The sequence below is a fragment of the Shewanella amazonensis SB2B genome (assembly GCF_000015245.1).
GTDB classification, from domain to species: Bacteria; Pseudomonadota; Gammaproteobacteria; order Enterobacterales; family Shewanellaceae; genus Shewanella; species Shewanella amazonensis.
The window spans coordinates 1,132,303-1,158,351 of the sequence record NC_008700.1 but is presented as its reverse complement, the minus strand read 5'-3'; the positions used below and the strand labels follow the sequence as shown (position 1 = coordinate 1,158,351).

Here is a 26,049-nt window from a genome sequence, read left to right as displayed (position 1 = left end):
ATTATGCGCTCATTGCTATGGAACACAGAGTTAAAAACTCGGTCGAGTTTAAACTGGCTCCGCCAATCAGTCCACCGTCAACATCAGGTTGGGCGAATAAATCCGCCGCATTGCTTGGCGTTACACTTCCGCCATACAGAATCCTGACATTCTCCCCAATGAAGGGAGAAACTTCAGAGAGCCTCCTGCGAATAAACGCGTGAACTTCCTGGGCTTGCTCTGGTGTAGCGCTTTTACCTGTCCCTACTGCCCACAGGGGCTCATAGGCGATAATGGCGTTATCAAAAGCCATGGTACCGTTCTTTTCGATTACCACGTCCAGCTCTTCAGCTATCACCTCAAAGGTTCTTCTGGCTTCTCGAGCTGGGCCTGACTCACCAACACAAAGTATTGGAGTCAAGCCGTGCTTTTGGGCGGCGGCGAACTTCTCAGCAACTATATCACTGGTTTCACCATACATTCTTCGCCGCTCTGAATGCCCGACAATCACATATCGGCATCCGGAATCTTTCAGCATCTGCCCGGAAATCTCCCCGGTGTAAGCACCGAAGTCATGTTGACTCAAATTCTGAGCCCCCATTCGAACAAGACAACCATTTAGGGCTTCTTTATTCGCTTCGAGCAACTGCCTGACGCTCTCGAGGTAAATTGTCGGCGGACACAGGACAACTTCCGCTGAATCGTTTTGGAGCTTAACGGCAAACTTTTTGAAGAGTTCCTGTGCCAGCGCTGCGCTGCCATTCATCTTCCAGTTGCCTGCTACCATTGGACGTCTGAGTGCCATCTCCATCTCCTCTGAAAGCGGAGCGAATAATAGCGAACCGCGTTTTAAGTTACAACACCTATTTTCGACTTTTTGGCAAAAACAGGCCCGACTGTTGCTTTTTTATTCCAGCGAGCCCATTTTTGCTTAAAATGCGCGCTAAGCCACTAAAATTTATACATTTACGCTTTCAAGTGGCCGCTTTTACTGCATCGGCAATGGCGTTGGCTAGACGCGTCACCGTCTCTTTATCTTCACCCTCAACCATCACCCGCAGCAGCGGCTCCGTACCGGACTTACGCAGCAACACCCGGCCGCGTTCACCGAGCTCTCGTTCCACTTCAGCCACTTTTGCAGTCACAGTATCCGCTTCCAGCGGATTTTTATCGCCTTCAAAGCGCACATTCACAAGCACCTGTGGGAACATCTTGAGCTTGGCAATCAGCTGTTGCAGACCTTTTCCGCTGCGGCGCATTGCCGCGAGCACCAGAATGCCGGCGACAATGCCATCACCGGTAGTGCCGTGGTCAAGATTGAGAATGTGCCCGGAGTTTTCCCCACCGATGCGCCAACCCAGCTCTTTCAGAAGTTCCATCACATAGCGGTCGCCCACTTTAGAGCGGGCGAAGGGTATACCCTCGTCTTTCAGTGCCAATTCAAGGCCTAGGTTTGCCATCTGGGTACCCACGACACCGCCCTTTAACAGACCCCGCTCTTTTGCATCCAGTGCCAGTATGTAGAGAATTTGGTCCCCATCTATGATGTCACCCTCCTGGGTAACCATCATGATCCGGTCGCCATCGCCATCCAGGGCGATACCAAGATCGGCGTTGACTTCGAGCACCTTGTCACGAATAGCGCCCATCGAGGTCGCACCGCACTTATCGTTGATGTTCATGCCATTGGGCTCAACCCCTATGGCCACTACCTCAGCACCGAGTTCACGAAATACTGCTGGCGCTATGTGGTAAGTCGCACCGTGGGCACAATCCACCACAATTTTCAGGCCACTCAAGGTTTGGTCTGCCGGGAAGTTCCCTTTGCAATATTCGATATAACGACCACGGGCATCATCGATGCGGGATACCTTGCCCAAAAACTGGGACTCGGCGCAGATCAGCGGTTTTTCCAATTCGGCTTCAATGGCGAGCTCGATTTCATCATCCAGCTTACTGCCGTCATTGGAAAAAAACTTAATCCCGTTGTCGTAATATGGATTATGGGAAGCGCTGATAACGACACCCGCTTCTGCACGGAAAGTGCGGGTAAGATACGCGACGGCAGGTGTGGGCATGGGTCCCATTAACAGCACGTTAAGCCCAGCGGAAGAAAAGCCCGCCTCCAACGCCGACTCGAACATATATCCCGAGATACGGGTATCTTTACCGATGATGACCTTTTTAGTCCCGGTTCGTGCCAGTACCCTGCCTGCCGCCCACCCGAGCTTCAATGCCAATTCGGGCGTCATCTGATCCGCGCCCACTTTGCCGCGGATCCCGTCAGTTCCAAAAAATTTACGTTGTGACACTCTCTACCCCATTCACATCCACACTCACTGAAGAGCGTTTGTTGGTCCCTGCTCCAATATCATTACAGGTGTTTATATTCCCGGGTGGCCTCAAGCACCTTGAGGACATCTATCGTCTCTGCGACATCATGCACCCTGATTATGTTTGCGCCCTGCTGCGCCGACAATAAGGCACCAGCAAGACTGCCAGCAAGACGCGAAGTTGCATCACGGCCAAGCAAATTGCCAAGCATGCTCTTTCGGGACAAGCCTGCCAGCAGCGGTAAACCAAATCGCTCAAACTCTGCAAATCGGGCGAGCAGCTCATAGTTGTGCGAAACTGTTTTACCGAATCCAAAACCGGGATCAAGGATAATCTGCGCCCGTGGGATCCCCGCGTCAACACAGGCAGCAATACGATGTTCAAAAAACGTGCATACATCTTCTATTAAATTGTCATATTCCGGATTTTGCTGCATGGTGCGCGGCTGACCCTGCATATGCATCAAGCATACGGCTAATCCCGAAACCGCGGCTGCTTCAAGCGCTCCCGGCTCCATCAGCGCACGCACATCATTGATTAAGTGGGCACCTGCCTTGGCGGCTTCACTCATCACTCCGGCTTTACTGGTATCCACTGACACCCATACATCATGTGTCTTGCTGACATACTCTACCAGCGGGATGACGCGGCTGATCTCTTCATCCAGCGATACCTCGGCAGCGCCGGGGCGGGTAGACTCGCCACCGATGTCGATGATGGCCGCGCCTTCTGTTACCAACTGGTCAGCATGTTCACAGGCACGTTCAAAAGCGGCGAATTGGCCTCCGTCGGAAAATGAATCCGGAGTCACATTCAAAATCCCCATCACCACGGGGCGGCTCAGGTCGAGGGTTTTCTCTCTGGCAGTTAGCGTAAACACGGATACTCCTTAAACAAGAAAACCCCGGGTTCGGGGTTTTCTAAGTAACATCAATCGCTAAGCACTATCAATGTTTGATCACAGGTTCATCAGGGTTCAGATCGGTAGGCTCTGCAGGCTCATTATCTTGTGCTGCAGCTTCAACGCCTTTATTACCCTTGTCACCTTTATCACCATTTTGTTCATCCTTCTGCCAGTCAGCGGGCAGACGGACTTCACGGCGCTCCATCAAATCTTCAATTTGACGTGAGTCGATAGTTTCGTACTTCATAAGAGCGTCTTTCATGGCATGCAGGATGTCCATATTTTCAACCAGCAACTGATTGGCTCGCTCGTAGTTACGGTCAATGATGACTTTGACCTCTGCATCAATCAGCGCAGCTGTCTCATCGGACATATGCTTGGCCTTAGCCATGGAGCGGCCGAGGAACACCTCGCCTTCTTCATCGGCATAAAGCAGCGGACCGAGTTTTTCCGAGAAGCCCCACTGGGTCACCATGTTACGGGCAATGGAAGTTGCATACTTGATGTCCTGCGACGCGCCAGTGGATACCTGCTCGGTACCGTAAATCAGCTCTTCGGCCAGGCGGCCACCGTAGGCAACCGAAATTTTACTCTCGAGCTTTCGACGACTCTGACTGATGGCGTCAGCCTCTGGCAGGAAGAAGGTGACACCCAGTGCACGGCCACGGGGAATGATAGTGACCTTGTGCACAGGATCGTGCTCGGGTACCAGATAACCCACGATGGCGTGACCCGCTTCATGGTATGCGGTCATTTCCTTTTCAGCTTCGGACATCACCATGGAGCGGCGCTCGGCGCCCATCATGATCTTGTCTTTAGCGCGCTCAAACTCTTCCATGCTCACCACGCGGCGGTTGCCTCGTGCGGCAAAGAGTGCGGCTTCGTTTACCAGGTTGGCCAGGTCAGCACCGGAGAAACCGGGCGTACCACGGGCGATAACGCTGGCTTTTACGTCTTCAGCCAGCGGCACTTTGCGCATATGCACTTTCAGGATTTGCTCGCGACCACGAACATCTGGCAAACCCACCACCACCTGGCGGTCAAAACGGCCTGGACGCAAGAGCGCGGCATCCAGTACGTCAGGACGGTTGGTCGCGGCAATCACGATAATGCCTTCGTTGCCTTCGAAGCCATCCATCTCAACCAGCATCTGGTTCAGGGTTTGCTCACGCTCATCGTGACCACCACCGAGACCAGCGCCGCGCTGGCGACCCACGGCATCGATTTCGTCGATAAAGATGATACAGGGAGCCGACTTTTTGGCTTGGTCAAACATGTCACGAACACGGGACGCACCCACGCCCACAAACATTTCGACGAAGTCAGAGCCTGAAATGGTAAAGAAAGGTACCTTGGCTTCACCGGCAATGGCTTTGGCCAGCAGGGTTTTACCCGTACCTGGAGGACCAACCATCAGCACACCGGTAGGAATACGGCCACCCAGTTTCTGGAACTTGGTCGGGTCGCGCAGATAGTCAACCATTTCCTTCACTTCTTCTTTGGCTTCATCACAGCCAGCGACATCGGCGAAGGTGGTTTTAATCTGATCTTCACTCATCAGCTTGGCTTTGCTCTTGCCGAAGGACATGGCGCCCTTTCCGCCGCCGCCCTGCATCTGGCGCATGAAGAAAATCCACACGCCGATAAGCAGCAGCATGGGGAACCAGGAGATGAAAATTTGAGTCAGGAAACTGGATTCCTGCGCTTCTTCCCCTTTAATCACAACGCCTTTACGTACCAGATCATTGATCAGGTCCTGGTCATACATGGGCATGATAGTGGTGAACTTTTCACCGCTACGTTTTTGCCCTTCAATCGTGCGTTGGTCACTCTTGAATTCAACCGACAGGATCTGATCGGCTTTGTTTTCTTCGAGGAACGTGGAGTATTCCATCTTCTGCGATGAGGAAGAAGAGGGGGAGTAACCCTGGAATACCGACATCAGCACAACGGCGATGACGACCCAGAGAATGAGATTTTTTGCCATATCACTCAAATTAATAGACCTCTTTAAAGTCTGTCGAAGCTAAGCGTTAGGGTACTACAACTTATACCCGGTCGCCACCAGATAGACCTCACGGGAACGTGCCCGTGATGAGTCCGGTTTACGTGTCTTAACGACCTTAAACGCCTCTCTGACCGCTTTCATGTACTCGTCAAAGCCCTCCCCCTGAAAGACTTTTACGGCAAAGCTGCCATTGGGCGCCAATACCTGATGACACATATCCAGTGCCAATTCCACCAGATACATGGCTCGGGGCTGATCGACCCCATCAGAACCACTCATGTTGGGTGCCATATCAGACAGCACAACATCTACCTTCTCGTCACCCACCCGCTCGAGCAATGCGTTAAGCACGGCATCTTCGCGGAAATCACCCTGCAGAAAATCAACGCCAACAATGGGGTCCATAGGCAGGATATCACAGGCTATCACCTTACCCCTATCACCCACGAGTTTGACCGCAACCTGAGACCAGCCACCGGGGGCTGCTCCCAAATCCACCACCGTCATGCCGGGCTTTATCAGATGATCCTTTTCCTGTAATTCTTCGAGCTTGAAGGCGGCACGAGAGCGTAAGCCCCGTTTTTGTGCCAATTTCACATAGTGGTCATCGAAATGCTCCTGCATCCAACGGGTGGAGCTGGCCGAACGTTTTTTAGCTGTCATTAAAAATCCGCGACAATGAGAGTTACACAAGGGCTATATAAGGGTAGAATACCCAACTTTCAACAGTAACTCAGCAAAAGTTGGTACAAATGAATCTGACCACCAAACAAAAACAGCATCTCAAAGGACTGGCGCACGATTTAAAGCCGGTGGTGCTGCTCGGGGCCAATGGCCTGACCGAGGGAGTACTGGCTGAAATCGACGGAGCCCTGAGTCACCATGAACTTATCAAGGTGAAAGTGGCCAGCAGCGATCGTGAAATGAAAAACGCCATCGTTGACGCCATTGTACGTGAAACCCAAGCCGCCAAGGTGCAGCTTATCGGTCACGTACTGGTGCTGTATCGCCAGTCCGAAGAACAAAAGATTGCCCTGCCAAAGGCGCGATAATCTTTCGCTCTTTTTAATTAAGAGCATCAACAAAAAAGCCGCTAAATAGCGGCTTTTTTGTTTTGTCAGCACCGAAAGCAATCAGATGTATTGCACTTCCACCACTTCATAAGCAGTCACGCCGGCAGGAGTGGTGATGTTAACTTCGTCACCGAGGTTTTTACCCACCAGGCCACGGGCAATGGGGGAGTTCACCGAAATCAGGTTTTCTTTGATGTTGGCCTCGTCGTCACCCACGATGCGATAGGTCACTTCAGCATCGGTATCCAGATTCAAAATAGTGACAGTTGCACCGAAGATAATGCGGCCATTGTTGGCCATCTTGGTGACATCAATGATTTGGGCATTGGACAGCTTGCCTTCAATATCACGGATGCGGGCTTCGCAGATCCCCTGCTCTTCACGGGCAGCGTGATACTCGGCATTTTCCTTCAGATCGCCAAGCTCTCTTGCCGCAGCAATGGCTTCAGTGATTTTAGGGCGGCGGTCAAACTTCAAAATGTCCAGTTCTTTGCGGAGCTGCTCGGCTCCAACCACCGTCATAGGCACCTTATTCATAGTGTCTTTCGTCTCCTTAAAACAAAAGCAACCTGATGCCGGTAATCTACCAGCACAGGAAAACGATGCGTGAAATTGGCGCTAGTGTACCCTGAAATCCGTCGCCGATGCACGACAATTCCCCATGAAAAACGCCCCTTTCGGGGCGTCTTAACAGGTGTATATCGCGTTATTTACGAATGCCTTCAACTACCAGGTCCAGGGTCACATGGGTAGAGGCTGGCCCCAAATCATAGTTGATGTTGTAATCCTTGAGGGCAAAGCTGGTACTGCCGGTAAAGCCCGCGCGGTAGCCACCCCAGGGGTCGCTGCCTTCACCGATGGCAACGGCATCTATGGTTAACGGCTTGGTTACGCCGTTAAGGGTAAAGTTACCTTCGATAACCAAAGTGCCGTCGCTGCCCGCCTTCACAGATGTAGACTCAAACACGGCCTCAGGATACTTACCCGCATTGATAAAGTCGGCACTCTTTAAATGCTTATCACGCTCGGCATGATTGGAGTCCAGACTCTGGGTGTTTACTGTCACCTTTACTTTGGCAGTTTCAGGTGACTTGCCATCAAAGCTGAACTCGCCACCGAAGTCGTTAAAGCGGCCAACCACAAAGCTGTAGCCCAGATGATTGACTTTAAAGTTGATGGAAGCGTGTGCTCCCTGAGTATCAATCACATAGTCTGCAGCCGAGACTGGCACAGCGATAAGTGACGTAACAAACAGGGCAGAAAGTAGAGTCTTTTTCATGTTCAGATTTCCTTTTGGGGCCTTAGCATTCTTAATAAAGTGGCGTTTCTGTTAATAAGGTGGTGTTTGATGGCAGCCAGCGCATGGGCACTCACCAGGGCGATTAATAGCCACGCAAGCACACCGTGGATTTGTCCAGCCGTATCTTCCTGACCCGGAAATGACACAAGCGATGGAATGGATACCAGCCCCAGCAGCTCCAGGGCACGGCCATCGGCTGTCGAAATTAGGTAGCCACTTATCACCAATCCCAGTGGCAACAGGTACAGCGCGAGATGCACTATTTTGGCAAGCACCACTTCGGCGCCTTTCCCCAAGGCGCTGGGCTGTTGGTCCCCCAACCGAATCCCCAGCCTCAGTAACAATAAGGCAAATACAACGCCTCCCAAGCCCTTGTGCCAGTATGGGGCGACTTGGTACCACTGGCTGTAATAGTTAAGTTCCACCATCCACAACCCCAAAGCGAAGAGCCCCAGGATCAGGACGGCCATCATCCAGTGAATTCCAATAGCAATCCAGCCATAACCTGACGCGCGATTTCGCCACATATCATCAACACACCGACTAACGAGAATGGTTTTCATCTTAATCGGTGTCAGAAATAATAAAATCGCTAAAAATCGCCCATATGGTTCGATTTTTTAGAAATAAGAAAGGAAGAGACAAGAGTTTCAGAGGCCCAATGCATTAAACCGGCGCGAATCAGCCAAAGAGTAGCGCTGCAACGCCGTCATTTTGTTGGTTAATTCGGCAATTATGTGGCTTTTTTATGGGGTTTGGTGATTATCTGGCCAGACACGCTGCAACTCAGGAAAAAGCGCTTGCAGGAAAAAAACGACCGCTATATTATACGCGCACTCCAGACGAGACGGGCACAATGACCCGGTCTGAAGTAGACGACTAACGCTCAGCTTAGTTGCCCGAATAGCTCAGTTGGTAGAGCAGCGGATTGAAAATCCGCGTGTCCCTGGTTCGATTCCGGGTTCGGGCACCACCTTTAAGGCCGGCATAGCTCAGTTGGTAGAGCAACTGACTTGTAATCAGTAGGTCCCGAGTTCGACTCTTGGTGCCGGCACCATAAAAAGTTTAAAGCCACTCTTTGAGTGGCTTTTTTCGTTTTGGCATTTCTATCTCATTCCCCGCCTTTATGCACCCAAACTCAGACACTTATCAGCTTAAGGGGAAAACTCGCCCATCAAAAAGGAGGCCTTAGCCTCCTTTTAACCGACAATATTTCAGATACCCGCGGTTATTTCCAGCTACGCATCTTATGTCCTTTCACCGCATAGAAGAGGATGAACAGATAGCATGGCAGGCCTACCCAGTAACCCAGCTGAGTCTCACCGCTGAAATGGGCCACCTTGCCAAAGAGCAGGGGCAAAATGGCGCCACCGGAAATCCCCATGATAAGCAACGCCGAACCCTGGGCGGTAAACTTGCCCAAGCCATCCAATGCCAAAGGCCAAACGGCAGGCCACACCAGCGCGTGGGCTAGGCCCATCATGGCAACAAAAACTACCGAGTTGGGGACCAAAGGCACCCCCATCCATCCCCAGAGGGCTGAGGCCAGTGTGGTGCTTTCGGTAGAACCAAATACAGCACCAAGCACACACAGACCACCAGCAATGGCGGAGGCAAGCAACGCCCTTTCCTGACTGATAAAACGCGGAATACAGAGCACACCTATGGCATAACCAATCACCATAAATACCATGGTGTATGAAGTAAGCGACGCGAAATTGGCCACCCCAAGCGACTGACCGTACAGACCAATGGTATCGCCGGCAATCACCTCGATACCCACATAAGCAAAGAGTGCTATGGCGCCCAGAATAACCTGAGGAAACTGGGTGATACTGCCCTTCTCGCCTTCGGCGGATTCGGCTTCTTCAAATTCAAGTTCTGGTAGACCAGAGAACTTCACCAGCGCGATCAGCGCAAGCAGCGCCACGGCCATATAGATATAAGGCATCACCAGGCGGCTTGAGAGCTCGGTTATCTGCACCGCTCGGTCTGCGTCGCTCAATGCCGACAGGTGAGCTTCATCGAAGTTTTCAAGCCCCGACAACACCAACGCAGTAAACAGCAGCGGAACCACTACACCAGCGAGCTTGTTGATAATTCCCATGATGGAGATCCGCATGGCCGCACTTTCTTTGGGACCGATATGAACCACGTAAGGGTTGGATGCCGTTTGCAGAATGGTCAAACCCGTTCCCAGAATAAACAGGGCACCCAAAAACAGCAGGAAGTTGGCGCTGTATGCGGCTGGAATAAAAGCCAGGCTACCCACCACCATGATGCCCAAACCAATGGCCATACCATTACGGTAACCGGTACGGCGTAGAATGGAGGACATAGGCAAGGCCATTACCGTGTAGGCTATGTAGAAGGCAAAAGTGACAAACAGTGCCTGAAACTCGTTCAGCTCACAGATAACCTTCAGAAAAGGGATCAGTGAACCATTCAGCCAGGTCACAAATCCAAAGATGAAGAAGAGTATGCCGATAATGGTCATCGGCAGTACGCTGCTTCTGCGGCTCACCTGAGCCTCGCTCGCAACTGTCATGTTCATATGCCTGCTTCTTTTAATAGTTTCTTATCAAGATCAGGGTAAGCCCAATCCCATCCATCCAACGGCACTCGTTATATCACCGCACCATTGTGCCAATCTGGCGCGGCTTTTAGTCTGATGTTTCACCGATGTTAAAGCACCAAGCCCAAAAAGACAACGCTGTCATTTTATTAAAATACATGTAACAGGGCTGCCAGATGCACATCGGATCGCCAACATGCTAACAACCTTGAATTAAATCCGGATGAATATGCCTTTACGGTACATCCAATAAAGCAGGGCCCACTGTACCAGCAAAAATCCGATGGCTGCCGCCAACGCCTGGGCAGGCATAGGTAAGGCATGGATAACTCCACCAAAGAGGCTCTTACTGAGGTATTCCCAGTTCATCAGGCTGGATGCCAGATAAATAATGATGGAGTTCACCCCAATCACCACAAACGGAAATGCCAGACGCTTGGCACCAAGCACATCCACCAGCACATAAAAGAGAGCGAGGAACAACAAATTCCAGCCGGTGGTCACCAATACAAAGCTGGAGGTCCACAAATCTTTGTTCACCGGCAATACCGAGTCGAGACTCCAACCGAGCACCAGCGACAGTCCCCCTGCCCCGGTCAGAATTCCCGCCTTTGCCCAGTCGCCCCTGGCGTCTGGCTTCACAATAAAGCGACCAACAAACACGCCCATCAGCGCATTCACTATTGCCGGCAGAGTGGAAAGAATACCTTCAGGATCGTAGGGACGGTGTTGATAGGTGATCCCCGGCAGAAAATGGGTGTCTACCCAGGCGTTGATGGAGCCACTTGGTGTCAACACACCTGCCTGACCTCCGGGAACCGGCAACCACAGCTGAATGGCAGCGTACCCAAACAAAATAGCCAGGGCGGTCGCTATCTGAGTACGCAGGCTGGTATGCCAAACCAAAAGCGCAGCAAAGAACCAGGCAAAGGCAATGCGGCCCAGCACGCTGGCATAACGTACTTCGTCTGAATGAGCCGGAATGCCCGTTCCCCAGCCGTGGTTATAGAGCACGCCCAACGCCAGCAACAAAAACAAGCGCTTTACCGCGTGACGATAAATTGGATTGCGCTCGGCTGGCGCCAGTTTATCGAGCCGTTTGGGCGACAGTCCCAGCGCCACACCGGAGAGAAAAATAAACAGAGGGAAAATCAAATCGTAAAAAGTAAAGCCATGCCACTCACTATGATGCATCTCGGCATCGGCGAGCTGCCAGAAGGACCATCCTGTCAGGGCAAAGAGCGCAATAAACAGCTTCTCCCCACCCAAGATCCAGAACATGTCAAAGCCCCTCAGGGCGTCCAGTGACATTAACCTCGGCTTAGCGGCCTTGGTCTGTGTTGCTTGCATGCTTCTATCCTTTATTTTTGTTATCTGTTCAGTCTTTCAGTTTTTTACAGATAAAAACAGGCCCCGGAGGAGCTGACTCCACCAGGGCCGGTAGTCGTCTAGTGTGGGTCACAGGCCAAACACCTGCCTACCGCCAATCCAGGTTCCGCGGCAACGGCCGTTATCATCGAGCAGTACCATATCGGCTTGCTTACCGACACTCAGGGTTCCCACCCTGTTGTCGATACCAAGGAAGGCGGCAGGATAAAGTGATGCCATGCGAATGGCTTCGGCCTGAGGCAGTCCCAGCATGTCGACTGTATTTTGCACTGCACCAGCCATGTCCAACACGCAGCCGGCAAGCTCTCCGGTCAGGGCATTAAGCTTGTCCCCCTGACGTACCACTTGAATACCAAAGAGTTCAAAGCTGGCGTTATCATCCATGCCAACCGGAGGCATGGCATCGGTCACCAACATCACCTTGCCGCGGGGCTTGGCCTTGATAGCAATACGGGCCGCCGCCGAATGCACGTGGTGACCGTCAACAATCAAACCGCACCAGGCTTCATCACTGTCGATGGCAGCGCCGACAACGCCTGGCTCTCGGGAAGTGAGCGCCGACATGGCGTTATAAAGGTGGGTAAAACCGGTGGCACCGGCTTCCAGCGCCGCGACAGTGGTCGCGTAATCAGCATTGGAGTGGCCCAAGCAGACCTTGACTCCCACATCGACCAGAGCGCAGATCACCTCAGGAGACACATTCTCAGGCGCCAGGGTCACTACCTTTAGCCCCAAATCCTGACGGGCAAAAATCTCCAGTTCGCGATCGCCGATACGGCGAATGTGCGACTCGGGATGCACGCCTTTTTTGGGTACCGACAAATGCGGCCCCTCAAAGTGAACCCCGAGCACCCCGGTGGATCCTTTGGCGATAGCCTCTGCGGCCGCATCGGCGGCCCGGGCCATGGTCTCTACCTTATCGGTGATGAGCGTCGGCAAATAACCTGTGGTGCCAAAGCGGGCATGCGCCGCCCCAATGGCCTCAATGGCAGCCACGGTTGGGGTGTCGTTAAAAAGCACACCGCCACCACCATTAACCTGCACATCGATAAAACCGGGCACCAGGGTGCCCTGCAATCTTACCTCGGCGCAGCCGGCGACAGTATCGAGGGCCAACACCTGGCCGTCTTCCACAGTCAAAGGCACATTGTGGTGAAACTGCTCGCCATCAAACAGGCGCTCGGCGATAAGGGTCGTTTTCATGGACGCTCCGGGCAATCAATTACAGGGTCTGGGTAACCTTTTTCAGGCCCGCCGGTGCATCCGGGTCGATGCCACGGGCAACGGCTACGGCGGCCACATCAATGTAGAAGCGTTGCAGCAGCGCAAGTGGTGCCACCCGTGGGTGAATGTCGGTGGAGGTTTGGTTCAGGTGAACCAAATCGGCACCGCGGCTGCTGACGTTCTCAATCTGTTCGATATGGCTGGCATAAGACTCATCGCCCACGCAAACATCCACAATGGTCAGCTTCTTCTCAACCAGGGTCACAGGACCGTGGAGGAACTCGGCGCTGGAGAAGGCTTCTGCGTGGATAGAGCACACTTCTTTAAGCTTGAGGGCAATCTCTTTGGAGACGGCATAACCAAGGCCACGGCCCAGCACCACCAGGTTACGCACGGCGCCAATACCTTCTGCAGTAAGCTGAGGCTCAGCGTTTACTGCGGCTTCCAGCGCGGTTGGCATGGTGTCAACTGCCTTGGCCAACGACTCACTCTGGGTCCAGGCAGCTGCCAGTTGGATCAGCGCAGACAGGGTGCACAGGTAGCTCTTGGTAGCGGCTACGGCCTTTTCTTCACCGGCGCGCAGTGGCAGCACAACATCTACTATGTCTTTGATGGGCGCTGATTCGTCGTTCACCAGCGCCACACAGAAGGCACCGGCGTTTTTGGCCATACGGGCCTGGGCAAGAATATCAGGGCTACGACCGGACTGGGAGATCACAATCACCAGCGCGCCTTCGAGTTTCAGCGATTTACCGTAAACGCTGGCAACAGAAGGTGCGGCGGCGAACGTAGGCACACCGGTTTCGATTTCAAACAGGTACTTTCCGAATACACCGGCGTGATCGGAGCTGCCACGACCCACAATCATCACAAAGCGGGGATTAAGCTCTCTGAGCTTGGCGCCGAGTTCGGCTGTGATCTGAGCGTTGGCAGCCAGCTGGGCCGCGATTTTGGCGGGAGCCGTGCGGGCTTCCTGCTCCATGATGGTATTGGTCATCTGTGTCACCTTAAGTCTCGCAATTATGAGTAACCTCGGTCGCGTCAGGCAGCCGATTGTTTGTTATGTTGCTGAATAGCGAATAGCACTGCGCCCGTTTCAGGCGCCGCCAGGGAAGGCTCCAAACGCGCAACCACGTCGGCGTCCAGCCATTTTTGCAGTGGCTCGGCCAGCCCACCAATCATGGAAAAACGAGCAGGTTCCAGGGTAAAAAGCTTGCGCGCCATCTCACTGATGTAGGCCGCGCCCTCACGCAGAATGCCCACGGCAACCTTGTCCCCCTCATCGGCGGCAGCAAACACCTCTCGGGCGAGTGTGGCGTAGCAGCTGGAAGAGCGGCCTGCCAGATTCTCAACAATGCCCAGGGCATCGGATACACCGAGGTTAGCGAACAGGCGCTCGGTTAGCGCGGTGGGCTCGGCAAAACCATCGAGTTGCAATAGCACATGTTCAGCGGCCCTGAGCCCAAGCCAGGCGCCACTGCCTTTATCGCCCAGCGCAAAACCATGGCCACCAAGGCTAAGACTTTCATCACCCACATGCACATAGCCACAGGAGCCGGTTCCCGTGATGATCACAGCGCCGTCTCCACCCTGATGGGCTCCGATGCACGCGGTATGTAAATCAGAGGTCACGTACATGGTCTTAAAGGGATGCTGCCACGCCTGTACGTCCGCAAGCAGGCGCGGCACATTAACACCCGCAAGCCCGAGACCGGCCACCAGCAAGGATGCATCATTGAGGCTCAACCCCGCATCCCTGAGCGCCATTTCGGTTGATGCCAGGATGGATTCGAAAGTTTGCTCCAGTCCAAACAAAGGGTTGGCGCGCCCTGCAACACCAGTGCCCAGCACGTCGAGTTTGTTGTTGTACAGAGTTGCTCGGCACTTACTGCCACCGCCATCTATACCCAGGTACAACTGCCCTTCCAGGGTCTGGTCAAATGCCATGACTTTCCTCTTCGCACATTCGGATTTGGGGTGGATGCCTGGTCCACGCCTTATGCATTTTCTAAGTTAATCTCATGTTACAGCAAAAATGACAGCGTTGTCATTTAAATTTTAAGCTTGATTGAAAATCAGCGTTCATGCCCGGAAACACTGGCCTGAGCAGAGAAAAAGAGGCCCGGTTTTTCACTTTGAAATCAGGCCTCTTTTGTTATATCGAGGTTATTTCACCTTCAGGGTTCTGCCCTTACGCTTACCGTCTGCGGCAATACCTCGCACTTCAACCGGTAACTTGGTTACCACTACCGGCGCCAGATAAGGCTGCCAGTTGCCATCGGCTTCACGGTATTCGATGCCAAGGCCGGGAAAAGCGATATTGGCCGACAACTTACCATCCTCAATACGGGCACCGACTGTGGGGACACGGTAGTGCACACCGGCCAAATCCAGCTTGGCCAGCTCTTTATGGCCAAGGGTGTTGGCCATCTGCTGCCAATCTGCGGCCTGCAGCGCACGGGCTTCGGCGCTGAAACTGCCACTGCTCTGGTTATAGAGCGCGCCTTCATGGTTGTAGGGTACTTCCCAACCCGGCTTGTGCCAGGCACGCTCCGCCAACATCAGCAGGCGGGGGAAAATCATGTACTGTGCCTGCTCGTCACTGCGAATGGTCTCGCTCCACAGCTGGCCCTGCACGCCATAGAAGGCCTTACCAGGCTGCATAGGCTCGCTGAGAACCTTGCCCGCCTCATCCTGCTGCTTTGTGTCGTCGGCTTCGAAGGGATTGTTCTCAATATCCAGCCACTGCTCGGCATTGGCCGGCAGGTTACCCGGCATAAAGCCGAAAACCTTTTGGCTGTTGGTGGCGCGGCTCGCCCAGTAGTAGCCATGCTCCTTCGGATCGGCCTCGTACGGGAAATCGAAATACAGCACCTCAGGGTTAGACAGCACGATTTCCCAGCCGAGGTTAGCCTGCTTGTGGGCACGCTGATGACCTTTGTGAGCAACCACATCCCAGATGTTGCTCTGGTTCATGGCAGGCATTTTTTCCGGGCGGGTGTGGCTCATGCCATCACTCCAACCGGCTGGCTCAATGCCCTTGTCATGCAGCACGTTGGCCACCCGCTCGATAAAGTAAGCACCCAGCTCACTCTTGTTGGTCACTCCCTTGTCGTTATTTGCAACAAAGGCTTCGCACTTTGGCGACTCAAGCCAGGCACCGGCGGTTTCATCGGCGCCAATGTGATAACGGGTCAGCGGCTGTCCGGCTTCTTTATGCAGTTTGGCAATTTCGTCGATTACCTTGTCAACAAAGTGGTAAGTCGACTCGATGCACACGTTGAGGGTGTTGTCGTCGTAGTACTGAATAGAACTGTAAACCGTCTTATCTTCCGGATCGATAAGGCGATATTCTTCAGCGCCCTTGATATCACCCACTTCCGCCAGGCGGCGGTATCTGACTTCCATGGCTTTCACGGCAGCGCGGCTGTGGCCGGGCATGTCCATGGACGGGATCACCTGAATTTGTCTGGCTGAGGCATATTTCAGGATCTCAATATAGTCGGCCTTGCTGTAGAACCCGTTTACCTTCACATCGGCATCAGGCCCACTGCCAAGCTGCGGCAGCAGGCAGGTATCTTCGGCAAGGTCGTGACAACGTTTGCTGCCTATCTCGGTCAGCTCCGGCAAACCATCAATTTCGAGGCGCCAGCCTTCATCATCGCCCATGTGCAGGTGCAGCTTGTTAAGTTTATAGGCCGCCATCTGGTCAAGCAGGCTTAGCATAAACGCCTTGGAGTGGAAGTTGCGGGACACATCCACGTGCATGCCGCGAAAGCCGTATCTTGGTGCATCAGTGATGGTTTGCGCACTGATAGCTGGCTTGCCTGGCTGCACAAGCGCTGCCAGTGACGACAGACCATAGGCAAAGCCGGCATCGGTGGCGGCTTTAATCTCGGCGCCCTCTGGGCGAATAACCAGCTGATAGGCTTCTGCACCAAGTGAGTCATCACTTACCAGCTTAATCCTGGCACCAGATGAGTCCTCCTCAATACCCAGGCGGGCAAGACGTGCCAGCGCAGCGTCGATGGCGGCTTTATCCAGCCCCTGTGGCAGTTCAACGGCAATACCGCCGGACAAGTCCAGCGTGCCAAGACCCGCTTCAAATGTTTGCGACACAGGCGCAGGCACTATGCGCTGGGCCGCCGCGGCAGGGTCAACTACAAGCGACTGATTCGCCTCAAACAGCACTGGCGCCGTTGCCCATGGCAGTTTGTCGTTATCGGTACGACGATACTGCTTGTCGGCATCGGTAAAGGCTTCGACGTAAGGGCGCAGCTCAAGACCGGTTTCAGCCTCGACCGCCAGCCTGGTACTGGCAATTACCACAGGCTTAAGCCCCGGCGCTGTAATGTAGTAGTTGGGCATGGCATCGGTTTCGGACAGCTGCCACAGCTCGCCGCGAAACGCCAGGGTCTGGCTCTGGTTGGCCTTGAATCCGCCGAAATTCCCGGTTGGCTTGATGCGATGCAAATCGCCTTTAACATGCTCAATCACAAAGTCTGTGCTTTGCACCGACTGCACCGGGCGCATCTGGCTGTAATAGATTTCAAAATCGCGACCGTCGAAGTCGATGGGCGATGTCAGCACAATTTCGGCCTGAAAGCAGCGGCCTTCACCGGCGTCTTTTTTGCACTGTTCATCGGGTCTGTTGGTTACCACCCGGTATTTCACGTCCAGCCCATCGGCGAAGGCCTGTAAACTGGCCTGGGTTAACACCGAAGGCTCAGCGGCTACGGCAGCGGGCTCGACCGGGGCTTGTGAGCACCCACTGACACCCAAGGCGAGAAAAATCGCAGATGCGGCTAAGGAAAATTTCATTGTTGTCCTCATTTTTCCTGTTTTTTCAGGGCTACAACCTGAATGAGTTTACAAGTGCCCGCAATCTTTCCCCCTGTTGGAACAGGCGCTCACCGGACTGCGCCAACGAGGCACTGTCTGCTGAGGCCGAACCTGAGATGCCGGCGAGATCGTTCAAACTTCTGGAAATATTTTCAGTGACGCTGGTTTGCTCTGATGCAGCATGGGCCACTTCGGTATTCATGGCGTTGATATTGGAAACCAGGCGGGTAACGCTGGCAAGCATGGATTTGATTTCCTCGGCCTGCGACAACGACTTATCCGACAGCTGCTGACTGGCCCCCATCACGGTAACGGTATCATTCACCCGGGTTTGCACCTGCTGGATCATCTTTTGAATTTCGCCGGTGGCTTGCTGGGTGCGGCTTGCCAGGGTGCGCACTTCATCGGCCACCACAGCAAAGCCCCTGCCCTGCTCTCCCGCCCGGGCGGCCTCAATGGCGGCATTCAGTGCCAGCAGATTGGTCTGCTCGGCAATGCTGTTAATCACCACTACCACTTCATCAATCTTTTGAGTTTCCTGCTGCAGCTGCTGTACGGATATGGCGCAGCGGCTGAGCTCATCCACCAGCTGGCGGGTCAGCCCCAGACTCTGGTCGAAGCGGCGCTGACTCTCATCCACCTGGGCATCGGCCTCGGCCGCCGCTTCGGAGGTACGCAGGGCATTACCAGCCACCTCGGCAGCACTGGCCGACAGCTGGCTGACCGCAGTCACCGCCGCTTCGGTCTCCTGACGCTGCTCCTGCACCCTCAGATTATTGGCGCCGCTGAGGCTTCCCAGGGTGCCCGCCCCTTCAATCAGCTGGGCAGCGGTTTCCTGCACCTTGGTTACGGTGGCATGAATTTGTTCAATAAAGGCATTAAAAGCCGATGCCAGACGGCCAATCTCATCCTGACTTTCCACCGGCAGCCGACGGGTCAGGTCGCCATCACCGCTGGCTACATCCTCCATGGCCGAAACGACGTGAGCAAGGGGAGTAATCACCAACTTTTTGAGAATAATGACGATCACCACCATACTCAGCAACAAAATCAGTGCGCCCTGGGCCAGTAGCCCAAGCAACAAGGAGCTGAGTCTCGCCTCAATGGGCGCCCGGGTAAAGGTCACCTCCATCTTGCCGGTGGGTTTGCCGTTGTCGCTAAAGCTAATGCTCTTTTGCTCAAGACCCGCATCTTCGCCGGTATTGCTGCCAACACTGGCCATGGGCTTACCGCGATGATCGAACACCTTGAGCGCGGCGATTTGCTCCTGCTCCAGGGTCACCGACAAAATTGCTTCTATCTGTTCAAAATCATAGGTAAACACTGGCTGAGCCATGGTCACTGCCAGACTGGCGAGGGTATCTTTTTCATATTCGGCAAAGGCCTGTTCAAGCTTTTGCTTTTCAAACAAAAAGGTCGCACCAAACAGCAACACCATCAAGCCTGACAGCGCCAATGCCAGGCCAATCTGCACCTTAAGTGCCAGATTATTATTCATTTCACCCCCTCCATACTGAACAGATCGAGCCATAACTCAGGCCGGTGTACCGGCGTCTGTGGGCTCAAATCCGACGTATTCAAGCGGATGATGACCCGTTCATTGAACTTGGCTATACGATAAAGCTCATCGATTTTAAGCTCTTGATTGAACATGCGATCGAAACTGCCATCGGCAATCATGGCCTCTAGACCACGGTTTAGATCTTCTGCCAGCGCCTGACGTTTGGGGGAGACAAAGAAGTACGCAGGACTGCGGTATTGCAATAAGACGTGGCTATCGACTTTCAGAGCCGGATCAGGATGTTTGGCCAACTCATCCCAGATTTCCTGAGCGCCCAGCGCCAGATAATCGAAACGACCGCCTTCGAGCATGGGGTAAAGGTTTTTGTACTTGTAACTGGTAATCAGCGGCAAACCATTGGATTCGATAATGGTAGCGTCGGGCCAGTAACGGTTTTGACCTGCTCGAAAAGCACTGAAATCCTGTTTGCTTTTAACCTTGGCAAAACGGCCCTGATCCGCTTCACGGATGATAAGCAACCGGTTACCCAGCAGCCCTTTGAACAAGGGCACCCTGATGGGTAAAACGGTGCGTTCGAGTTCGGCTGAGGTCATGCTCCAAAAGACATCAATGTTGCCCTCAAGCGCCTCTTCAACTTTGCGCTTTTGGTTCATCTCTGAGCTTAGTTGGGATATCTGATAGTTGGTGCCCGAGCGCTTGAGCGCCTCAGTAAGCAGGGTGAATTGCCAGCTGTTGGGTATGGTAGTGATAAGCGATGCGTCGGCCGCTTGGCACGGCAAAGCGCCAGCAAAGGAAGCCGAAAAAAACAGTGCGTAAAACCAAGACCTTGTTCGCATTGTGCAGCCCTCTTTTATGGCGAACGCCATGGGGGTTGTCGTTGTTTTATTACCGCCAATACCCGGGCTTTACGCTCAATCATCCCAAAAAAAAGCTGGGCACTGCGTACAGCACCCAGCCAACCATAGTTTCTGGGGAGAGACTATTTAAGATTAAATACAAGCGTATAGCCGCCCGACAGCCACACGCTTGCCAATAAACATGAAACAGGAGACCTCATCCTTTTCATGCAGACCTTACAAGACAACAAAGCCACACAAGCAAATGACAACGCTGTCATTAACTACATTACACAATGTGGCTCAGGATTTCTACAATTTTTTGACATTTTTTCGGCAGCGATACGGTAGGCAATCACGGCCGCTATTTTTCAGTGTATTCGGAGTCTTTGATAAGAAAGGCGGACACTCAATGCCAAACCCATGCCGCTTGTGAGGCTTAGCATTGGAAACGAAATAGGCATGCTCTGTCAGGTCGATTAAGCATGCAAGTAACTGATGTGAAAAGCACAGCTAGATTGTAACTAGCCCAGGACGCCCTGCTGATACCAGAGGCACTGTTCCGCCGCAGTGCCCGTGAGAAAGTCCTTTTCCGTAAATTGGCCAGATTTTAACGATGTAACCATTGAACTGCCGATTATGTGCCCCCATGTGTTAATAAGCGGTGATAGGTACTGGTGCTATTAAGAGCCGTTGCAGTGACTTGTTTGGGTAAGGAGTTAACTTCCCAACACTGTCGCCAGGCAGCGCTCCAACCAGAACCGAGTGCAAAAGATACCATGATACCGCCTGTGCCCCACGCTCTGTGCCAGGAAGATAACTGGTAATAAGGGGTTAACTGGCGACTTGTCATACTGAATATTTGAGCGCGCCACATCCCCGATGATGCAAACACACGCCAACATTAACCATGTGGTGACATATTGCAAAACCATTGATAACATCGGGCCTTCGGTGTCCGGTAGCGTCAGCTTCAACGGCCCTTCTGTGACGTACAGAGTTGGCCAGGACCCTAGATTTATAAATAAAGGATAATAACAAATGACTGCGCAGTACGTTCCTCTCAATAATACCGCTCACAAAAACCTGAAAGTTAAGCAAGCCCTTGAACTTGCTGAATTTGAAAAGCATCACATGCTGCCCTTGGTTGTTCAGGAATTTATGCCCGCAGCCACCAGTTTCCCCATCATTTTTGCCAAAAACACCGACAGCGGTGAGTATCAGCCAGTGGCTGTGACCTCTCTGAAGCCAGAGAGCAACAAATTTATCAAAGATGGTAAATGGACCCAGCGCTATGTGCCTATGCAGCTGCGCGTGGCGCCTTTTATCGCTGGCCCTGATGAAACTCAGGAAAAGCTGCTGATTGGTATTAATCAAAGCAGTACCCTGCTGAGCGAAGAAGAAGGCATCGCGCTGTTTAATGAAAACGGCGAACAAACTGAATTCCTGCAAGACCGCGTGAAATTTATCGGCCAGCTGTTCGACTTCCGTGAGTTGACCAAGCAGTTTGTAAAAACCCTGACTGATCATGACTTGCTGCAGCCAAAAACCCTGACAGTGAATGGCAAAGACGGCGAGAAAGCCAACTACGACGGCATCTACATGGTTGATGAGAAGAAGCTGCACGAGCTGAGCGATGAAGCCAAGCTTGAGCTGTTCAACAAGGGCGCCCTGTCAGCCATTTATGCTCACCTGGCATCACTGAATCAAATCGACCTGGTGATGGGCGAATAATCCCAAAAGGCATAGAAAAAGCCGGGGTTACCCGGCTTTTTTATTTAACGCACCTACACCATCACGGCTATGATGCCCGTGCCATGGCCGCCTTCAGACCTGCGAGCCACTTTCCGTGCTCCATCAACAACTCCTCCGCCCTGTCAGCCAATTTGTCGTTACTCTCCAACAGCTGCCTGCTCTGCTCTATCTCCCTCGGGTCGAGCGCCTTGATACGGCTTGAAAAGCCCATTCCATAGAGCACATACAGGAAGTTTTTATCATCGAATAAATCAAAACGGCTTAAAAAGTCCGATTGCTGAGGAGGCCTGAGTGCAAACTTTGCCAGTCGGGATTTTAGGGTCTCGGACCAGGTGTCGGAATCGCGATTGGCTGCCCAAAAGCCGGTATCTTCCCTGTCTGAGAGACAGTAATGCAGCTTGATAAAATCGATGACCCTTTCCCATACATAAGTAATGACATCATTGTAGTAAGGGCTAAGTACCTCAATATCAGAGGTTTCCCTGGGGAAGTTTTTGGCCAGCAGTTCTGCAGAAAAGTCCGTTACCAGTATCGAGGTGGCTTCCAGTGGTTCCACAAAGCCCTGAGCAAGCCCCAGGGTGGCGCAATTTTTGGCCCAAAACTTCTCCCGATAACCAATCTTCATCGGGATCTTTCTTGGCGATATCTCGCTCACGTCCATGCCAAGGTATTGGGCAAAGGTGGAAACGGCCTCTTCATCGCTCATGTATTGGCTGCAATACACGAAACCGGTACCCCGACGGGTGGTTAGAGGGATATCCCAAATCCAGCCCGCCTTATGCGCAGTCGCCTTGGTATAGGGCGAAAGCGCCTCACCGCTCTTCAAGGGAACCTGCTGTACTATCACTGAGTCGGTCAACAGCTCTTTGCCTTTATCCACAAAGGGCACCTTAAGCACCTTGTCCAACAGTACCGAGTGAAAACCGCTGCAATCGACATAAAAATCGAACGCCAAGCTACCGACTTCCTTGGTATTCAGACTGGCAATGGCGCCGTCGTCATTCAGCGTCGCGCCTGCGACTGTGGCACTCAGATACTTGACCCCAAAGCGCTCCCGGGCGTTCTTAGCCAGCAAGGCAGCAAACTTCACCGCATTGAAATGATAGGCGTAAGCCAGTTCACCCTGATATTCGGGAGCACTGATACGCTTGGGAGCCAGGTTTTTTTCACAAATCCGGGCCTGTATACCCACATCATCAAAGGGGCGCTTATCTTTTTGGGTCAGCCAGTAATGGCTGATGTCCATGCCACCGGGATAAGGTGAGTCGAAAGGATGGTAATAGTGGTTATCGCCGTGGCGCTCAGGGTCGAGCCAATTGACGAACTTAATGCCCTGCTTGAAGGTGGTATCACAGTTTGCCAGCAGCTCGGACTCAGATATGCCAAAGCGTTTGAGGCCTTTCATGATATAGGGCACGGTGCCCTCCCCCACACCAATGGTTGGGATCTCCGGCGATTCGATAAGGGTTATTTCAACCTCCTTATCGGCACACAGCTCCGCCCCCAAATGGTTGGCCGCCAACCAACCGGCAGTACCACCACCCAGGATAGCAATTTTCGTTATTTTCATTTGCAGACCTGTCCTTCAATAAAAAAACCCAGCCGAGACTGGGTTTTTTATTACACATTTATCTTAGAAGTTGAAGCTTGCGCCCAGCTTATAAGTGGTTTCACCTTTGAACGACCAGGTTGGGTAACCATCCTGCAGCGCAGGCTTAACGGCAGTACCCACACCGGCAGCGCCGTACTGAACGTCATCTTCTGCAGTCAGGTTGATGAGCTCGAGACGCAGTGCGATGTTCTCGGTCACGTTCCATCCCAGTGTCACATCCAGAGTACCGAAGTCATCGTGCATGCGGTTACCGTAATATTTGCCGTATTCACGCACCATGTACTCACTGCGCCAGTTGTAGGCTGCACGGGCTGAGAAGGTATCATTTTCCCAGTAACCAACGAGGTTGGTGGTGTGCTTGGACGCTTCGGTGAATACGCCGATATTATCGGTGTACACTTCTGCAGGGGCAGTGCCATCGGTAAAGGTGTAGTTGGCGTTGATACCAAAGCCGTTATCCCAAGCGTGGTTCAATTGCAGTTCGATACCGTCAATAGAGCCACCACCGGCGTTCATGTAGCTGTCTACAATCCAGCTGTCCGCAGGCACTTCCAGGTCATTGTTGATTACGCCAATCGCCTTGGTTTCCGGGGCAGTTGCAACGATGAAGTTGCTGATATCCTTGATGAAGTAGGTAGCAGCAAACAGGTTGCCATCACCATAGTAGTACTCGATGCTGACATCAGCCTGAGACGACTTCATTGGCTCCAGACCTGGGTTACCGTAGGTGATTTGCTCGTTGCCACGACGGTCATCCGGATAACCAGATGAAGACGACAGGAACAGGTTGTCGTAGTTTGGACGGGTGATAGCCTGACCAGCTGCCAAACGCAGGATAACGTCATCAGCCAGATCGAATGCCACGTTTACGCTTGGCAGTACATCGTGATAGCTGTCGCTTACGCTTTGAACTTCTTCGCTCCAACCGGCGTTGATGCCCAGGTTGTCTGCCGGAGAGTTATCGATGACGTGGCCGCTTGACGTCACGTCGGTTTGAACATAACGCAAACCGAAGTTACCGCGGAAACCTTCGCCTTCGAAGGAGAACATTCCGTACAGAGACAGGTTATCTTCATCGATTTTACCGTAGGCTGGGCGGCTGTAGACAAACTCATCCACCAGAGACACGGTTGCATCTATCATGGCATCCAGGTTGGCTTTTGGAATGGTCCATTCGTCATAGCCCAGCTTCATGGTGCCGCTGTACAGATCGGTGCTGTTGAACACGTTTGGCAAGGTACCATACACGGCACGATACTCTTTCTTCTCGAAAGTGTGCTCGGTATAACGGATACCGGTTTCAAACTTGTTGATAGCACCCAGATCCAGATCGAAGTCCAGGTCGATTTGAACGTAAGACTCTTCGTCGGTGTTTGGGCCCTGGATACCGGTCCACTGGGAAGTGCCCACTGTGGTGTCAAGATTGTCGATACCGAAGCTCATGTCACGGCCGTTGATATCAATTTGCTTTCCGGTGGCATCAACCACACCAGCCCACTTGATATCTTTAAACTTGTCTCCCCACCAGCCATAACCGAAGTTCGCACTCATCTGAGTACCACCTTCCGCCTTGGTCTTACCGGCTACGGCAGCAATGGCATAACCATCGCCATCGTATTCCATGTTCAGTTCGAAGGTATCAGAAGTCATTTCACCTTTACGTGCCCAGTTCTGGAAGAACACGTCTGATGGATCGCTTTCCGGTGTATCGCTGTAAGTACATACACCAGCATCGTTAAACTGCTGGCAGTGAGAATCACCGGCACCCCAGTTGGTGTCGGTATTGATGTACATGTTGGCACCAATGCTGTCAGCGCCCAGTTTCAGCGACAGGATGTGGGCACCAAACTCCAGGTTGTCAGTAGGACGATACTGCAAGGTGGCATCCAGCGCCGTGCGCTCCTGGCTTTGCAGGAAGCTTGAAGGCTGGATAGAAGAGCGGCCACCCCAATCGAGGTCCGCCTCGGTACCCACACGCAGATATTCACGGTCTACGTACGCACCGGAAACCAGAATACCGAAGGTTTCGGCTTCGTTTTTCCAGCTGTAGAGGCCCGATACTTCGGGGGCCCACTCTTCATTGATTGAACCGTATTCACCCTTTACGGAGCCAAAAATCGAGTTAGCTTCCATATCCAGTGGTTTACGGGTTTTAACAATAACTGTACCACCGATACCACCTTCAACGAGGTTGGCCTGGGTGGTTTTGTACACTTCCATACCGCCAATCAGTTCTGCTGGCAGCATTGAGTAGTTGAATGAACGGTCGATGTTCATCTGATCGTACCAACCGGTCGAAGCCACGTTTTGGCCATTCAGGGTGGTAAGCGTCATCAGAGGATCAGTACCACGGATAGATACTGAACTGCCCTGGCCAAAAGCGCGACCTACGGTCACACCGGGTACACGGCCAAGTGCTTGACCCACATCGGAATCAGGGAGTTTACCAATATCTTCGGCAGTAACGGCATCGACTACAGCGTTGGAAAAACGCTTTTCATTGATGTTGGCTTTGTTGGACGCGCGGATACCGCGCACTTCAATTTTTTCAATATTTGCAGTATCAACCGGAGCTTCGGCAGCCACTGCACCTACTGATACCGCACCACCGAGGAGGATTGCGATATTGGTAGCGAGGACACTCTTTTTAAAGGTAGATGGTCGCATCTCGTTTCCCTTCCATATTATTTTTTATG

At 52.8% G+C, this 26,049-nt stretch carries 20 protein-coding genes and 2 tRNA genes; 4 read left to right on the top strand and 18 right to left on the bottom strand.

What is annotated here, in order from left to right:
* Nucleotide 1: 1 nt before the first annotated feature.
* The 5 genes from tpiA to rlmE all read right to left on the bottom strand — a co-directional run bounded on the left by tpiA (nt 2) and on the right by rlmE (nt 5,888).
* On the bottom strand, nt 2–784 hold the full coding sequence (tpiA, locus tag SAMA_RS05000) for a triose-phosphate isomerase (protein WP_011759073.1): 783 nt from the start codon (nt 782–784) through the stop codon (nt 2–4).
* 169 nt (nt 785–953) lie between these two features.
* Nucleotides 954–2,291 (bottom strand): phosphoglucosamine mutase, encoded by a 1,338-nt coding sequence (gene glmM, locus SAMA_RS04995; protein WP_011759072.1) that lies wholly within the window; start codon nt 2,289–2,291, stop codon nt 954–956.
* Nucleotides 2,292–2,353: 62 nt separating this feature from the next.
* The gene (gene folP, locus SAMA_RS04990) at nt 2,354–3,193 is read right to left on the bottom strand and encodes a dihydropteroate synthase (RefSeq protein ID WP_011759071.1); all 840 of its coding nucleotides are present in this window, start codon (nt 3,191–3,193) and stop codon (nt 2,354–2,356) included.
* A 67-nt stretch (nt 3,194–3,260) separates the two neighbouring features.
* Entirely contained in the window at nt 3,261–5,213 is a 1,953-nt protein-coding gene (ftsH, locus tag SAMA_RS04985; RefSeq protein WP_011759070.1) for an ATP-dependent zinc metalloprotease FtsH, read from the bottom strand.
* Between the two features lie 45 nt (nt 5,214–5,258).
* Nucleotides 5,259–5,888 (bottom strand): 23S rRNA (uridine(2552)-2'-O)-methyltransferase RlmE, encoded by a 630-nt coding sequence (gene rlmE / locus SAMA_RS04980; protein ID WP_011759069.1) that lies wholly within the window; start codon nt 5,886–5,888, stop codon nt 5,259–5,261.
* 89 nt (nt 5,889–5,977) lie between these two features.
* On the opposite strand from rlmE, the gene yhbY reads away from it, so the two are divergent.
* On the top strand, nt 5,978–6,277 hold the full coding sequence (gene yhbY, locus SAMA_RS04975) for a ribosome assembly RNA-binding protein YhbY (protein WP_011759068.1): 300 nt from the start codon (nt 5,978–5,980) through the stop codon (nt 6,275–6,277).
* Nucleotides 6,278–6,358: 81 nt separating this feature from the next.
* Here the strand turns inward: yhbY and greA are convergent, their stop codons facing one another.
* The 3 genes from greA to SAMA_RS04960 all read right to left on the bottom strand — a co-directional run bounded on the left by greA (nt 6,359) and on the right by SAMA_RS04960 (nt 8,125).
* On the bottom strand, nt 6,359–6,835 hold the full coding sequence (gene greA, locus SAMA_RS04970; RefSeq protein ID WP_011759067.1) for a transcription elongation factor GreA: 477 nt from the start codon (nt 6,833–6,835) through the stop codon (nt 6,359–6,361).
* Nucleotides 6,836–7,004: 169 nt separating this feature from the next.
* Nucleotides 7,005–7,577, bottom strand: coding sequence for a YceI family protein (locus SAMA_RS04965; RefSeq protein ID WP_011759066.1), 573 nt, complete (start codon nt 7,575–7,577; stop codon nt 7,005–7,007).
* A 2-nt stretch (nt 7,578–7,579) separates the two neighbouring features.
* Nucleotides 7,580–8,125: a cytochrome b gene (locus tag SAMA_RS04960; protein ID WP_011759065.1), complete on the bottom strand. Its 546-nt coding sequence runs from the start codon at nt 8,123–8,125 to the stop codon at nt 7,580–7,582.
* A gap of 370 nt (nt 8,126–8,495) precedes the next feature.
* Between SAMA_RS04960 and SAMA_RS04955 the strand changes: the two genes are divergently transcribed.
* Together SAMA_RS04955 and SAMA_RS04950 are read left to right on the top strand one after the other, a co-directional pair.
* Nucleotides 8,496–8,571 (top strand) — tRNA-Phe (locus SAMA_RS04955).
* Nucleotides 8,572–8,579: 8 nt separating this feature from the next.
* Nucleotides 8,580–8,655, top strand: a tRNA-Thr gene (locus SAMA_RS04950).
* Nucleotides 8,656–8,826: 171 nt separating this feature from the next.
* Here the strand turns inward: SAMA_RS04950 and SAMA_RS04945 are convergent.
* The 8 genes from SAMA_RS04945 to SAMA_RS04910 form a co-directional block, all read right to left on the bottom strand.
* A complete protein-coding gene (locus SAMA_RS04945) occupies nt 8,827–10,152 on the bottom strand; it encodes a sugar MFS transporter (RefSeq protein WP_011759064.1) in 1,326 nt (441 codons plus the stop codon).
* A 234-nt stretch (nt 10,153–10,386) separates the two neighbouring features.
* Entirely contained in the window at nt 10,387–11,523 is a 1,137-nt protein-coding gene (gene nagX / locus SAMA_RS04940; RefSeq protein ID WP_011759063.1) for a transmembrane glucosamine N-acetyltransferase NagX, read from the bottom strand.
* Between the two features lie 108 nt (nt 11,524–11,631).
* Nucleotides 11,632–12,765, bottom strand: a complete 1,134-nt coding sequence (nagA, locus tag SAMA_RS04935) for an N-acetylglucosamine-6-phosphate deacetylase (RefSeq protein ID WP_011759062.1) — start codon at nt 12,763–12,765, stop codon at nt 11,632–11,634.
* Between the two features lie 19 nt (nt 12,766–12,784).
* Nucleotides 12,785–13,783 carry a glucosamine-6-phosphate deaminase NagB-II gene (gene nagB-II, locus SAMA_RS04930; protein ID WP_011759061.1) on the bottom strand — a complete coding sequence of 333 codons (999 nt, stop codon included), beginning with the start codon at nt 13,781–13,783 and terminating at the stop codon, nt 12,785–12,787.
* Between the two features lie 44 nt (nt 13,784–13,827).
* Nucleotides 13,828–14,733 (bottom strand): N-acetylglucosamine kinase, encoded by a 906-nt coding sequence (gene nagK, locus SAMA_RS04925; RefSeq protein WP_011759060.1) that lies wholly within the window; start codon nt 14,731–14,733, stop codon nt 13,828–13,830.
* A 219-nt stretch (nt 14,734–14,952) separates the two neighbouring features.
* Nucleotides 14,953–17,607 carry a family 20 glycosylhydrolase gene (locus SAMA_RS04920; protein WP_011759059.1) on the bottom strand — a complete coding sequence of 885 codons (2,655 nt, stop codon included), beginning with the start codon at nt 17,605–17,607 and terminating at the stop codon, nt 14,953–14,955.
* Nucleotides 17,608–17,638: 31 nt separating this feature from the next.
* Nucleotides 17,639–19,126: a methyl-accepting chemotaxis protein gene (locus tag SAMA_RS04915; protein WP_011759058.1), complete on the bottom strand. Its 1,488-nt coding sequence runs from the start codon at nt 19,124–19,126 to the stop codon at nt 17,639–17,641.
* Entirely contained in the window at nt 19,123–19,986 is an 864-nt protein-coding gene (locus SAMA_RS04910; protein ID WP_011759057.1) for a substrate-binding periplasmic protein, read from the bottom strand. The genes SAMA_RS04915 and SAMA_RS04910 overlap by 4 nt, the downstream gene beginning before the upstream one ends.
* A 1,041-nt stretch (nt 19,987–21,027) precedes the next feature.
* On the opposite strand from SAMA_RS04910, the gene SAMA_RS04905 reads away from it, so the two are divergent.
* On the top strand, nt 21,028–21,720 hold the full coding sequence (locus SAMA_RS04905; RefSeq protein ID WP_011759056.1) for a SapC family protein: 693 nt from the start codon (nt 21,028–21,030) through the stop codon (nt 21,718–21,720).
* A 67-nt stretch (nt 21,721–21,787) separates the two neighbouring features.
* On the opposite strand, the gene SAMA_RS04900 is transcribed toward SAMA_RS04905, so the two are convergent.
* Together SAMA_RS04900 and SAMA_RS04895 are read right to left on the bottom strand one after the other, a co-directional pair.
* Nucleotides 21,788–23,311 carry a tryptophan halogenase family protein gene (locus SAMA_RS04900; protein WP_011759055.1) on the bottom strand — a complete coding sequence of 508 codons (1,524 nt, stop codon included), beginning with the start codon at nt 23,309–23,311 and terminating at the stop codon, nt 21,788–21,790.
* 63 nt (nt 23,312–23,374) lie between these two features.
* Complete coding sequence (locus SAMA_RS04895; RefSeq protein ID WP_011759054.1) at nt 23,375–26,020, bottom strand: TonB-dependent receptor; 2,646 nt, start codon at nt 26,018–26,020, stop codon at nt 23,375–23,377.
* Between the last annotated feature and the right edge of the window lie 29 nt (nt 26,021–26,049).

Excerpts from the sequence above, each read along its gene's own strand:
- tpiA (WP_011759073.1), bottom strand. The coding sequence starts at position 784 with ATGGCACTCAGACGTCCAATGGTAGCAGGCAACTGGAAGATGAATGGC.
- rlmE (WP_011759069.1), bottom strand. The coding sequence starts at position 5,888 with ATGACAGCTAAAAAACGTTCGGCCAGCTCCACCCGTTGGATGCAGGAG.
- yhbY (WP_011759068.1), top strand. The coding sequence starts at position 5,978 with ATGAATCTGACCACCAAACAAAAACAGCATCTCAAAGGACTGGCGCAC.
- greA (WP_011759067.1), bottom strand. The coding sequence starts at position 6,835 with ATGAATAAGGTGCCTATGACGGTGGTTGGAGCCGAGCAGCTCCGCAAA.
- SAMA_RS04965 (WP_011759066.1), bottom strand. The coding sequence starts at position 7,577 with ATGAAAAAGACTCTACTTTCTGCCCTGTTTGTTACGTCACTTATCGCT.
- SAMA_RS04960 (WP_011759065.1), bottom strand. The coding sequence starts at position 8,125 with ATGTGGCGAAATCGCGCGTCAGGTTATGGCTGGATTGCTATTGGAATT.
- SAMA_RS04945 (WP_011759064.1), bottom strand. The coding sequence starts at position 10,152 with ATGAACATGACAGTTGCGAGCGAGGCTCAGGTGAGCCGCAGAAGCAGC.
- nagX (WP_011759063.1), bottom strand. The coding sequence starts at position 11,523 with ATGCAAGCAACACAGACCAAGGCCGCTAAGCCGAGGTTAATGTCACTG.
- nagA (WP_011759062.1), bottom strand. The coding sequence starts at position 12,765 with ATGAAAACGACCCTTATCGCCGAGCGCCTGTTTGATGGCGAGCAGTTT.
- nagB-II (WP_011759061.1), bottom strand. The coding sequence starts at position 13,783 with ATGACCAATACCATCATGGAGCAGGAAGCCCGCACGGCTCCCGCCAAA.
- nagK (WP_011759060.1), bottom strand. The coding sequence starts at position 14,733 with ATGGCATTTGACCAGACCCTGGAAGGGCAGTTGTACCTGGGTATAGAT.
- SAMA_RS04920 (WP_011759059.1), bottom strand. The coding sequence starts at position 17,607 with ATGAAATTTTCCTTAGCCGCATCTGCGATTTTTCTCGCCTTGGGTGTC.
- SAMA_RS04915 (WP_011759058.1), bottom strand. The coding sequence starts at position 19,126 with ATGAATAATAATCTGGCACTTAAGGTGCAGATTGGCCTGGCATTGGCG.
- SAMA_RS04910 (WP_011759057.1), bottom strand. The coding sequence starts at position 19,986 with ATGCGAACAAGGTCTTGGTTTTACGCACTGTTTTTTTCGGCTTCCTTT.
- SAMA_RS04905 (WP_011759056.1), top strand. The coding sequence starts at position 21,028 with ATGACTGCGCAGTACGTTCCTCTCAATAATACCGCTCACAAAAACCTG.
- SAMA_RS04900 (WP_011759055.1), bottom strand. The coding sequence starts at position 23,311 with ATGAAAATAACGAAAATTGCTATCCTGGGTGGTGGTACTGCCGGTTGG.
- SAMA_RS04895 (WP_011759054.1), bottom strand. The coding sequence starts at position 26,020 with ATGCGACCATCTACCTTTAAAAAGAGTGTCCTCGCTACCAATATCGCA.